The following is an 11653-nucleotide window of genomic DNA, read 5'->3' as shown; positions in this document are numbered from 1 at the left end:
ACGCTGGTCCTATGATCGGCACACAATCTGATGGAGCATCGTTCCTTGTCGCTGATCGAACATGTGGGTCTGCTCCAGAAGGAAGATCCGACCCCGCTCTATCTGCAATTGCAGAAGATATTGCGCGACGCGATTGAGGGCCAGCTGGTCAGACCCGAAGAGGCGATCCCGACCGAACGCGATCTTGCCGAGGAATTCGACGTGTCGCGCATCACCGTTCGCAAGGCGATTGACGGGCTGGTCGCCGACGGCATCGTCGTGCGCCGTCGCGGCGCCGGCACTTTCGTCACCCGGCCGCGCGTCGAGAAAAGCTTTTCCAAGCTCACCTCCTTTTCGCAGGACATGGTGTCGCGCGGGCGCAAGCCGCACAGCAAATGGGTGAGCAAGACCGCGGGCACGGTGACCCCCGAAGAGGCGCTGTCGCTCGGCCTGTCGCCGGGGTCGCTCGTCTACAGGTTTCACCGCATCCGTTACGCCGACGACACCTCGATGGCGCTCGAATATGCGACAATCCCGGCCTATTGCCTGCCTTCGGTCGAAACCGTTGGCGCCTCGCTTTACGAGGCCCTGGAGGCTGCAGGCCATTTACCGGTACGCGCGCTCCAGCGGCTGCGCGCCGTCGCCTTCACCCCCGAACAGGCGGAGATACTGGGGATCGAACCGGGTACGCCCGGGCTGTTCATCGAGCGCCGCGGCTTCCTGTCCGACGGACGCACCGCCGAATTCACCCAAAGCTATTATCGCGGCGACGCCTATGACGTCGTGGCAGAACTGAACGGCTGACCGCCCGTCCTTCGACAGGCCCGAGGCGGACGGTTTATATCAGAACGTCGCCCCCCGCGAAGGCGGGGGCCGCTACCGACCCGGCGCAAGGTTGCCCGCGCCCCCGCTTTCGCGGGGGCGACGGCTTTGGATGCCTGCACCTCCTCCCGATGCACCGACTGCACGGCGCCGGCTGGCGCATCGCAATCCGATCAGCGAAACATACCTCTTGATGCAATATATATAACCTATATAGTACCAATGAGATCAAATGGGCAGATGCCTCCGCCCGAACCGGGGACAAGATTGAATGACGCCGAAGGTCGCATGGGACGAGAAACAGACACTGATGGAGACGGAGGCCGGCGAAGCAGGGGCAGCCGTCGCCCGGATGCTCAATGCGAATCGCGAGGCCTTCGCCGCGATAGGCGCGCGGCTTCGCGCCGCTCCGCCCGCCACGGTGGTCACCTGCGCGCGCGGATCGTCGGACCATGCCGCAACCTATGCCAAATATCTTGTTGAAACGACGATCGGCACGCCCACCGTATCGGCAGCACTGTCGGTCGCGTCCCTCTATGATGCGCCTGTCGTCGCCGGCAACCGGTTGTGCCTCGCGATTTCGCAATCGGGCAAGAGCCCCGACCTGCTCGCCGCGGTCGAGCATCAGCGCGCCGCTGGCGCCTATGTCGTCGCACTCGTCAATGCCGAGAACGCGCCTCTGGGCGAACGCGCCGATGTCGTGATCGCATTGTCCGCCGGGACCGAACGCTCGGTTGCGGCAACCAAATCCTACATCGCCTCGCTCGCCGCGATCACCGCGATCGTGGCTGCCTGGGCCGGGGATGAAGCGCTAACCGACGCGCTGGCCTCCCTGCCCGGCGACCTCGAGCGCGCCTTCGCGCTCGATTGGTCGCCCGCCGTTGCCGCCTACACGCGCGCAACCAACTTGTTCGTCCTCGGCCGCGGGCTGGGATTGGCCGTCGCGCAGGAAGCTGCACTCAAGTTCAAGGAAACCTCCGCCCTCCACGCCGAATGCTTCAGCTCGGCCGAGGTGCGCCACGGCCCGATGGCGATCGTGGGCGAAGCATTCCACATCCTCGCCTTTGGCGGCTCCGACCGCGCGGGGGCCAGCGTGCGCGACGTCACCACCGAATTCCGCGAACGCGGCGCGACCGTCCTGCTCGCCGATCCCGACCCGGCGGTCGCCGACCTGCCCGCAATCGCTGCGCATCCGGCGATCGAACCGCTGCTGATGATCCAGAGCTTTTACCGGATGGCGAATGCGCTGGCGCTCGCGCGCGGATGCAACCCCGACTCGCCCCCGCACCTCAACAAGGTTACCGAGACGCTATGATCGTTCGATTCCAAAAGGGCGGGGTCGTCCTGCCGTCGGGCACCATGCAGGGCGCCGACCTGACCGTGGAAGCGGGCGTCGTAACCAACGTCGCGCCGGTCGGCACCGGACCCGCCGATACGATCGTCGATCTGGCGGGCGGCTGGCTGCTCCCCGGTTTCATCGATACGCAGGTGAATGGCGGCGGCGGGGTGTTGTTCAACGACCAGACCGACGTAGCGGCCATCGCCGCGATCGGCCAAGCCCATGCCCGCTTCGGCACAACGTCCTTCCTGCCGACGCTGATCAGCGACACCCCGGCGCAGATCGCCTCGGCGCTCGCCGCGGTCGATGCCGCGATCGATCAGGGCATTCCGGGGGTCATCGGCATCCATATCGAAGGGCCTTTCATCAACGAGGTGAAGCGCGGCATCCACGAGGCGCACCGCATCCGCCGCCTCGACGCCGACATGCTGGCGCTGCTCACCGCCCCGCGCCGCGGGCGCGTGATGCTGACGCTCGCCCCCGAATTTTGCGACGAAGACGATGTCCGCACCCTCGTCCGCCACGGCGTGATCGTCAGCGCCGGACACAGCGACGCGACCTATGACGAGGCACGGCGCGCGATCGCCGCGGGCCTCTCCGGCTTTACCCATTTGTTCAACGCAATGTCGCCGCTGCACCACCGCAATCCGGGCGCGGTCGGCGCCGCCTTTGATTCGGACAGCTATTGCGGGCTGATCGTCGACGATGTCCATCTTCACCCCGCGGTCGTCCGGCTGGCGGTCAAGACCAAGGGCATCGAGCGGATCATGCTGGTCACCGATGCGATGCCGAGCGTCGGCACCGACGTCAGCGAATTCACGCTGCAGGGCAAGCGGATCGCAGTGAAGGACGGTGTCTGCATTTTCGAGGACGGCACCCTCGCCGGCACCCATCTCGACATGGCCTCAGCGGTGCGCAAGACAGTCGAAGTCACCGGCCTTCCCGTCGCCGATGTCGCAGTGATGGCCAGCGCGACGCCAGCCCGCTTCCTCTCGCTGACGGCCAGCTATGGGGCCATTGCGCCGGGCCAGCGCGCCGACTGGGCGTGGCTCGACACCGACCTGCAACCACGTGCGACATGGATCGGCGGTGTGCCGGTGTGGAACCCCGCATTGTCACTGACCCACGCCGCACAATGATTAAACGATAATAACAAAAACAGAAAATATTTTGGGGGTATGTCGATGAGCCTGATTGTCACGTCTCCGCTCAGAGGTTGGGTGGTGACACTGGATAGCGTTCCCGACCCGGTCTTCGCCGACCGGATGATGGGCGACGGCGTCGCGATCCAGCCGCTAGGCGATACCGTGGTCGCGCCGTTCGACGGCGAAGTCATCACGCTGCACGACGCCGGACACGCGATCGCCTTGCGCAGCGCCGAGGGCGCCGAGGTGCTGATCCATATCGGGCTCGACACCGTCGCCCTGAAGGGAGAGGGCTTCACCCCGCTGGTGACATTTGGACAGATGGTGTCGCGCGGCGACCCGCTGATCCGTTTCGACCTCGACGCCGTTGCGCTCGCGGCGACCAGCCTGATCACCCCGGTCATCGTCACCAACGCCGAAGCCTTTACGATCAGCCGCCGCACGACCGACTGTGCAATCGGCGCGTGCGAGGCGCTGATGACGCTGACCCCCGTCCAAAATGGCGCACGCCGCCGCGCAGACGACGGGACGGTGATCGAACAAGCGGTGACGCTGTCACTACCGCACGGCATCCACGCGCGCCCCGCCGCACGCATCGGCGAAACCGCGCGCGGGTTCGAGGCCGATATCCATCTGCTGAAACGCGAAAAGCGCGGCGATGCGCGTAGCACCGTCGCGCTGCTCGCGCTGGGCACCAGCTTTGGCGACGAAGTCATCGTTCAGGCGCGCGGCGACGATGCCGAAGCGGCGCTCGCCGCAATCGTCGCCTTGCTCGCGACAGACATGGACGAAGGTGCACCCGCCGCGAAACCCGTCCCCGTCGATGCGATCACCGCAGCGCCGCTGAAAACTGGCCAGATCGGCGGCGTCATCGCCTCGCCCGGGCTCGCCATGGGTCCGGCCGCACGGCTCCGCCAGACCGCGATCGCCATCGCCCGCGAGGGCAAGGGCGCGGCCGAAGAGCGTATCGCGCTGATCGCCGCGCGCGCCGACCTGCGCGACCATATCGCGGCGCGCGCAGCCGCGGCCGACGGCAGCGTCGCGGCGGTGATGCAGGCGCATCTTGCCCTGATCGACGATCCCGAACTGCTCAATGCCTCCGAAATCCGTATCGCGGAAGGGCGTAGCGCGGGCTTCGCGTGGCGCGGCGCGATCCATGATCAGATCGACGCGATCCGCGCGACGGGCAACGCGCATCTGATCGAACGCGTCGACGATCTGGTCGACATCGAGCGCCAATTGCTGTCGATCCTGACCAATACCCCGCTCGATACCGACACGGTGCCACCGGGCGCTATCATCGTCGCCGATGACTTGCTGCCATCGCAGCTTGTCGCGATCGCCGCCAGCCAACCCGCGGGCATCGCGCTCGTTCGCGGCGGGCCTACCTCGCATGTCGCGATCCTGTGCGCCGGCATGGGGCTGCCCGCGCTGGTCGCGATGGGCGATGCGCTGGGTGCGATCGCCGATGGCACGCCGCTGCTGCTCGACGCCGAGGCGGCGCATCTCACCCCATCGCCCGCGCTCGCCGATACCGAGGCTTTTTCCGCACGCATCGCCCGGCGCGATGCGCGGCGCGAGGCGGCGCGCGCTGCAGCCGCCGACGCCTGCCACACCGCCGATGGTGTCCGCATCGAAATCTTCGCCAATCTGGGCAGCGCCGACGATGCCAGGGCCGCCGCCGCACAGGGCGCCGAAGGGTCCGGGCTGGTCCGCAGCGAATTTCTGTTCCTCGATCGCGCCGAGGCACCGTCGGAGGACGAACAACTCGCGGCCTATCAGGGAATCGCCGACGCGCTCCCCGGCAAACCCGTCATCATCCGCCTGCTCGACATCGGCGGCGACAAGCCCGCCGCCTATATCCCGATCGATGCCGAAGAAAATCCCGCTCTCGGTCAGCGCGGCATCCGCGTCGCGCTCGCGCATCCCGCGCTGCTCGAAACGCAAATCCGCGCGATCATGCGCGTCCAGCCGGCTGGCCAGTGCAAGATCATGATCCCGATGATCGCCAGCATCGCCGAGCTGCGGCAAGTGCGCGCGATCGTCGACGGGCTGCGCGGCGAGCTGGGGATCGTCACCCCGGTCGAAGTCGGCGTGATGGTCGAAACGCCCGCCGCCGCGATGACCGCCGACCTGCTTGCGGTCGAGGCCGATTTTCTGTCGATTGGCACCAACGACCTCACCCAATATGTGCTCGCGATGGACCGAGGCAATCCGGCGGTCGCCGCCGGTGTCGATGCAATGCACCCCGCGGTCCTGCGCATGATCGGCGAGACGTGCCGGCTCGCCAATGCGCGCGACCGCTGGGTCGGCGTGTGCGGCGGGCTCGCTTCCGATCCCGCGGCGCTGCCGATCCTCGTAGGGCTCGGCGCCAGTGAATTATCGACCGTACCGAGCTTCGTCGCCGAAGCGAAGCAGATCATACGCGGGCTGACCCTGATCGAAGCGCGCGCGCATGCCGAGCTCGCGCTGCAATGCAAGTCGGCGGCCGAAGTTCGCGCGCTCGCCCGCGCATTCGAGGAGACACGGCGATGAGAAAGATTCTCGAAACGCTCCAGCCGCTCGGCCGCGCATTGATGCTGCCGATCGCGGTGCTGCCCGTCGCGGGCCTGTTGCTGCGCATCGGCCAGCCCGACCTGCTGGACATTGCGTTCATCACTGCCGCAGGCGCCGCAATTTTCAGCAATCTCGGCATTCTCTTCGCGATCGGCGTCGCGGTCGGTTTTGCCCGTGACGGCAATGGCGCGGCGGCGCTGGCGGGCGTGACCTGCTATCTCATAACCACGACGGGCGCCGAAACCTTCCTCACCGCCCCGCCTGATGTGGGCGCCGGGCTGCCCGAAGCGGTGGCCGCGCTGGCGGCAAAAAATTGGGCGCTCGGCCAGATCGACCGGCTGGAGGTGCCGATCGGCATCTTGTCCGGCCTGATCGGCGGCAATTTCTACAACCGCTTCGCGACCATCGCGCTACCCGAGTATCTCGCCTTTTTCGGTGGCCGCCGCTTCGTGCCAATCGCCAGCGGTGTCGCCGGGCTGCTGCTCGCAGCGGTGATCGGCTACGGCTATGCGCATATCAGCGGCGCGATCGACACCGCCAGCCGCGTCGTCGTCGAATCGGGCAGCGTTGGCCTGTTCGTCTATGGCGCGCTCAACCGGTTGCTCATCGTCACCGGGCTGCACCACATCATCAACAATGCCGCCTGGTTCGTCGTCGGCGATTTCGAAGGAGCGACGGGCGACCTGCGCCGTTTCTTCGCGGGCGATCCCAATGCCGGCGCCTTCATGTCGGGCTTCTTCCCGGTGATGATGTTCGGCCTGCCCGCCGCCTGCCTCGCCATGTATCATGAGGCGCGGCCCGAACGACGCAAGGCGGTCGGCGGGATGTTCTTCAGCCTTGCCTTCACCAGCTTTCTGACCGGAGTGACCGAACCGATCGAGTTCACCTTCATGTTCGTCGCGCCGCTTCTCTATGCGATCCATGCGCTGCTCACCGGCGCCTCGATGGCGCTGATGAACGCGCTCGATATCAAGCTCGGCTTCGGCTTCTCGGCGGGCCTGTTCGACTATGTACTGAACTTCAGCCTTGCCACTCGCCCGTGGATGTTGCTGCCGATCGGGGCGGTTTATGCGGGGCTCTATTATGGGCTGTTCCGCTTCTTCATCCGCCGCTTCGATCTTGCGACGCCCGGACGCGAAAAGGGCGAGGTCGCCGAAACCGCAACCGCATCGGCGGGCAGCGCGCGCGGCGACTCCTTTGTCGCGGCACTGGGCGGCGCATCGAACCTGATCAGCGTGGACGCCTGCACCACGCGGCTACGGCTGATCGTCGCCGATCAACAGGCGGTCGATGACAGTGCGCTGTCGGCGCTCGGCGCGCGCGGCATCATCCGGCCGTCGGCGAATGCGGCGCAGGTCGTGCTCGGTCCAATCGCCGATCTGGTGGCGGAGGAAATTCGCGGCGCGCTCGCCAGCGACGGTACCGCGGCGCCCGCGGTGACGCTGATCGAGCGGACGGCTGAGGTCGACAGCGCCGCCCTGCCTGCAGACGTTCTGGGCGCATTGGGTGGCGGCGAGAATGTCCGTGCGGTCCACGCGCTGCACGGGCGCTTCCGCGTCGAGCTGGCCGACGCGAGCCGCATCAACGAGGGCGCGCTCGCGCAGCTGACGCGCGGCATCGCCCGCCCGCAGCCGGAGATTCTCCACATACTTCCAAGCTAGGACGTCAGCACGCGCCGGATCCGGAGCAGTTCGGCGCCCAGCGCATCGACCTCTTTCGCGCCACGCGATTCGGTAAAGATCGAAGCCGAAAGGCCGAGACCCGGCCGAATATCGGGGAGCGCGACCGCGACGGTCGATATGCCGCGATGAGCGAAGCCCTGATCGATCGCATAGCCCGCCTGCAAGGCGCGGCCCACTTGATCGGCATAGTCGGTGAAGGACAGGTCTGCCTGCCAGCGCACCGCAGCATAACGACGCGCGAGTTCGGCGTCGTCAACCTTCTGCGCCGCGGCGAGCGCGCGCCCCACCGCGCCGCCGCCCAGCGGCTGACGCTGCGCATCGGCAAGGCGTAGCCGCATCCCCGCATTGCTTTCGGCATGTGCAATGAGTTGCAGCCGGTCGCGTGATGCGACTTTCCACAGCCCGACGGCGGCGTCCGATGCCCGGGCAAACTGCTCCATCAACGGCTGCGCGCGGTCAGCGAGTGCCTGCGCTCCACCGTCACGCAGCGCCTCCGACGTCGCCCACACCGGGCTCAGCCGATAGAGCTTCGTCCGCGCGTCGCGCTCGGCGGCGCCTTCATCGACCAACGTCTTGAGCAGGTTGAGGCAGCTCGAGGGGCTGAGCCCGATCGACCGGCCCACGTCCGACAACGACAGCGGGCGCGATTCTGCGAGCAGCCGCAATATGGCGAAGGCTTGCGAAACCGAGCGGACCGGACCGGACATGCTCATCCATTAGTTTTCATCATGATGAAATTCAATTCTCAATGTTGAAATCGTGCCAGGCGCCCTCTATCGCGCTATGCAGAGGACTCGAACGGGAGAAGACGGCATGGGCAAAAGCCTGGACGGCAAAGTCGTGGCGATCACCGGCGCCGGGCGCGGGATCGGGCGCGAACTGGCGCTGCACTGTGCCAGCGAAGGCGCGGCGGTTGTGGTCAATGATCCGGGCGTCGCGCAGGCCGGCGACGGCGGCGACGCGGCGCCTGCGCAGACTACCGCCGACGATATCGTCGCTGCAGGCGGCAAGGCGATCGCCAACTTCGCCAATGTCGCCGACCCCAGGGAAGCCGCGAGCATCATCGAGGACGCAGTTGCGAAGTTCGGCCGCATCGATGCGGTGGTCAACAACGCCGGTATCCTGCGCGACACCATATGGCACAAGATGAGCTACGAGGACTGGAAGAGCGTCATCGAGGTCAATCTCACCGGCGTGTTCAACGTGTCGAAGGCGGCGACGCCTTATTTTCGCGAGCAGCAATCGGGCAGCTTCGTCCACTTCACCTCGACCAGCGGCCTCATCGGCAACATCGGCCAGGCCAATTATTCGGCGGCGAAGCTCGGCGTCGTCGCGCTGTCGCAATCGATTGCGCTCGACATGGCGCGCGCCGGGGTGCGCTCGAACTGCATCGCACCTTTCGCGTGGAGCCGCATGACCTCGTCGATCCCCGCCGACACCCCCGAGCAACAGCAGCGCGTCGCCCGGATGCAGGAAATGTCGGCCGACAAGATCGCACCGCTGGTGGCCTATTTGGCATCCGACCTGTCGAAAGATGTGACGAACCAGATTTTCAGCGTGCGCAAGAACGAGATCATGCTGTTTTCGAAACCGCGCCCGATCCGCTCGATGACCAAGGTAGAGGGCTGGACCGCGCAGGCGATCGCCGACGAGCTCATCCCCGCCTTCCGCCCCAGCTTCGCGCGCGCTGACGAGGTTTCGGCGCACGTTTTTCCCTATGATCCGATCTGAGGAACCAGCTATGAGCAATGCGAACCCCGGCATGGACACCGACGTCTTCGAGCAGTTCATCGAACAGCTCGAACGCTATGTGCGCGACCGGCTGATCCCGGCCGAAAAGGGCATCATCGAAAGCGACGAAATCCCCGCCGACATTCTCGCCGAAATGCGCGACATGGGGCTGTTCGGCCTGACGATGCCCGAGGAATTTGGCGGCGCGGGAATGAATGTCAGCCAATATGTGCAGACAATCCACACGCTGAGCTATGCGATGCCGGCCTTCCGTTCGATCATCTCGATCAACATCGGCATGTTCTGCTCGGCGCTGAAAAATGGCGGCACCGAAGCGCAGAAGGCCGAATGGCTGCCGCGCGTCGCGGCGGGCGAGATCGCGGCCTTTGGCCTCACCGAACCCGGTTCGGGGTCGGACTCGGCCGGGTTGCAGACCAGCGCGGTCCAGACCGACAATGGCTGGGTGCTCAATGGCACCAAGCGCTACATCACCAACGCCCCCTTCGCGAAGGTCGCGCTGATCATGGCGCGGACGAGCAAGGAGAATCTACCCAAGAACGCACATGTTTCGGCCTTCATCGTGCCGATGGACGCCCCCGGCGTCTCGACCGGCAAGTCGGACAAAAAGATGGGCCAGTCGGGTAGCCATATCTCCGACATCATCCTCGAGGATGTCCGCGTCGGCGGCGAAGCCTTGCTCGGCGGCGAGGTCGGCAAGGGCTTCGCCTTTGCAATGATGAGCCTCGACAATGGCCGCATGTCGGTCGGCGCCGCGGCGACCGCCTACGCCCGCCGCGCGCTCGACAGCGCGGTCCGCTATGCGACCGAGCGCAAGGCCTTCGGCGAGCCGATCGCCAATTTCCAGCTGATCCAGCAGATGCTCGCGCAGAGCGAAATCGACATCTACGCCGCCGAGTGCATGATGGCCGATGTCACCGCCCGCGCCGACGCGGGCGAAAATGTCCTGCGCAAGGCGGCGGCGTTCAAGGTGTTCGCCTCCGAAATGTGCGGCCGCGTCGTCGATGCGTGCGTGCAAGTCTATGGCGGCGCGGGCTATCTCGCCGAATATGACGCCGAGCGCTTCTTCCGCGACGCGCGCATCTATCGGATTTACGAGGGCACGACGCAGATCCTTCAGCTTCAGATCGCCAAGCATATGCTGCGCGAATTTCACGCGGGCGCCTGAATGTATAACCTCCTCTCCGGCCTGTCGGTGATCGAGGCGTCGTCCTTCGTCGCCTCGCCCACCGCCGGCCTCTATTGCGCGCAAATGGGCGCCGAGGTGATCCGCGTCGACCAGATTGGCGGCGGCCCTGATTTCCGCCGCTGGCCGGTGACCGCGAACAATGACTCGCTCTATTGGGAAAATCTCAACCGCGCGAAAAAGTCGGTCGCGCTCGACCTCGGCCGCCCCGAAGGCCGCGAGCTGTTGCAGGAACTGGTGCGCGCCACCGGGCAGTTCATCACCAACTTTCCGGTCGGCGGATTCCTGTCGCACGAGACGCTGGCAGAAGGGCGCGCGGACCTGATCACCGTCCGCGTGATGGGCTGGGCCGACGGGTCGCCCGCGCTCGATTACACCGTCAACAATATGGTCGGATACCCGATGCTCACCGGCGCGGGCCCCGAACCGGTCAACCATGTCTTGCCTGCATGGGATTTGCTCTCCGGCGCTTACGCAGCCTTTGCCCTGCTCGCAGCGATCCAGCGGCGCAGCACAACCGGCGAAGGCGGCGAGGTCCGCATCCCGCTATCCGATGTCGCGATCGGCACCGTCGCCAACCTCGGCGGCATCGCCGAAACCCTCTATTCCGGCGAAAACCGCCCGCGCCTCGGCAATGCGGTTTACGGCCTGTTCGGGCGCGATTTCGTGACCGGCGACGGACAGCGCACAATGATCGTCGTCGTCACCCCGCGCCAATGGGCAAACCTCATCGCCGCGCTGAACCTCGGCGACGCCATCGCCGCAATCGAGACCGAACGCGGCATATCCTTCGCCAAAGACGATGGCCTCCGCTTCACCCACCGCGACGCGCTCTATCCTCTGTTCGAGCACGCTATCGCGGCGCGTACCCATGCCGATCTCGCCGCCGCCTTCGATGCGGGCGGGATCGTCCATTCGGCGTATCGTACGATGCTCGACGCGGTGCACGACCCCGCGCTGGTCGCCGATAATCCGGTCTTCGGCGTCGCCGAAAACCCCAGCGGTTTCGCTTACCCTGCGGCCGGGTCCTTCGCGACCGTGCCGCAGATGGAGCGGCAGACGCCCCGCCCAGCCCCGCGCAACGGCCAGCATAGCGAAGAAATTCTCGCCACCCGCCTTTCGCTTTCCTCGGGCGAGATCGCCCGCCTGATCGATGCCGGCATCGTCGGCACCAGCAAAACCGGAGAATAGAATA

9 protein-coding genes are annotated in these 11653 nt (G+C 66.0%); 8 read left to right on the top strand and 1 reads right to left on the bottom strand.

The features are described from left to right. Positions 1-30: 30 nt before the first annotated feature. From AC1RRJ_RS01215 to nagE, 5 genes are all read left to right on the top strand, one after another. Positions 31-783, top strand: a complete 753-nt coding sequence (locus tag AC1RRJ_RS01215) for a GntR family transcriptional regulator (RefSeq protein ID WP_493119882.1) — start codon at positions 31-33, stop codon at positions 781-783. 289 nt (positions 784-1072) lie between these two features. Next, positions 1073-2116, top strand: a complete 1044-nt coding sequence (locus tag AC1RRJ_RS01210; protein ID WP_493119881.1) for an SIS domain-containing protein — start codon at positions 1073-1075, stop codon at positions 2114-2116. Then, entirely contained in the window at positions 2113-3279 is a 1167-nt protein-coding gene (gene nagA, locus AC1RRJ_RS01205; RefSeq protein ID WP_493119880.1) for an N-acetylglucosamine-6-phosphate deacetylase, read from the top strand. Before AC1RRJ_RS01210 ends, nagA begins: the two co-directional genes overlap by 4 nt. Before the next feature lie 39 nt (positions 3280-3318). Beyond that, positions 3319-5820, top strand: coding sequence for a phosphoenolpyruvate--protein phosphotransferase (gene ptsP / locus AC1RRJ_RS01200; protein WP_493119879.1), 2502 nt, complete (start codon positions 3319-3321; stop codon positions 5818-5820). Further along, the gene (nagE, locus tag AC1RRJ_RS01195; RefSeq protein WP_493119878.1) at positions 5817-7502 is read left to right on the top strand and encodes an N-acetylglucosamine-specific PTS transporter subunit IIBC; all 1686 of its coding nucleotides are present in this window, start codon (positions 5817-5819) and stop codon (positions 7500-7502) included. The genes ptsP and nagE overlap by 4 nt, the downstream gene beginning before the upstream one ends. On the opposite strand, the gene AC1RRJ_RS01190 is transcribed toward nagE, so the two are convergent. Next, entirely contained in the window at positions 7499-8230 is a 732-nt protein-coding gene (locus tag AC1RRJ_RS01190; protein WP_493119877.1) for an IclR family transcriptional regulator, read from the bottom strand. The two genes, nagE and AC1RRJ_RS01190, sit on opposite strands and share 4 nt — an antisense overlap. A gap of 106 nt (positions 8231-8336) precedes the next feature. Between AC1RRJ_RS01190 and AC1RRJ_RS01185 the strand changes: the two genes are divergently transcribed. From AC1RRJ_RS01185 to AC1RRJ_RS01175, 3 genes are read left to right on the top strand one after another with little or no spacing between them, the layout of a single operon-like run. Further along, positions 8337-9254, top strand: coding sequence for an SDR family NAD(P)-dependent oxidoreductase (locus AC1RRJ_RS01185; RefSeq protein ID WP_493119876.1), 918 nt, complete (start codon positions 8337-8339; stop codon positions 9252-9254). Between the two features lie 10 nt (positions 9255-9264). Beyond that, the gene (locus AC1RRJ_RS01180) at positions 9265-10440 is read left to right on the top strand and encodes an acyl-CoA dehydrogenase family protein (protein ID WP_493119875.1); all 1176 of its coding nucleotides are present in this window, start codon (positions 9265-9267) and stop codon (positions 10438-10440) included. Beyond that, entirely contained in the window at positions 10441-11649 is a 1209-nt protein-coding gene (locus AC1RRJ_RS01175) for a CoA transferase (protein WP_493119874.1), read from the top strand. The last annotated feature ends 4 nt before the right edge of the window (positions 11650-11653 follow it).

The sequence above is a fragment of the Sphingopyxis sp. GW821-FHT12C06 genome (genome assembly GCF_058807415.1).
This window is presented reverse-complemented; position numbering and strand designations above follow the sequence as displayed.

Coding starts and splice junctions, on each gene's coding strand:
- AC1RRJ_RS01215 (WP_493119882.1), top strand. CDS start 31: ATGGAGCATCGTTCCTTGTCGCTGATCGAACATGTGGGTCTGCTCCAG.
- AC1RRJ_RS01190 (WP_493119877.1), bottom strand. CDS start 8,230: ATGTCCGGTCCGGTCCGCTCGGTTTCGCAAGCCTTCGCCATATTGCGG.
- ptsP (WP_493119879.1), top strand. CDS start 3,319: ATGTCGATGAGCCTGATTGTCACGTCTCCGCTCAGAGGTTGGGTGGTG.
- nagE (WP_493119878.1), top strand. CDS start 5,817: ATGAGAAAGATTCTCGAAACGCTCCAGCCGCTCGGCCGCGCATTGATG.
- AC1RRJ_RS01185 (WP_493119876.1), top strand. CDS start 8,337: ATGGGCAAAAGCCTGGACGGCAAAGTCGTGGCGATCACCGGCGCCGGG.
- nagA (WP_493119880.1), top strand. CDS start 2,113: ATGATCGTTCGATTCCAAAAGGGCGGGGTCGTCCTGCCGTCGGGCACC.
- AC1RRJ_RS01175 (WP_493119874.1), top strand. CDS start 10,441: ATGTATAACCTCCTCTCCGGCCTGTCGGTGATCGAGGCGTCGTCCTTC.
- AC1RRJ_RS01180 (WP_493119875.1), top strand. CDS start 9,265: ATGAGCAATGCGAACCCCGGCATGGACACCGACGTCTTCGAGCAGTTC.
- AC1RRJ_RS01210 (WP_493119881.1), top strand. CDS start 1,073: ATGACGCCGAAGGTCGCATGGGACGAGAAACAGACACTGATGGAGACG.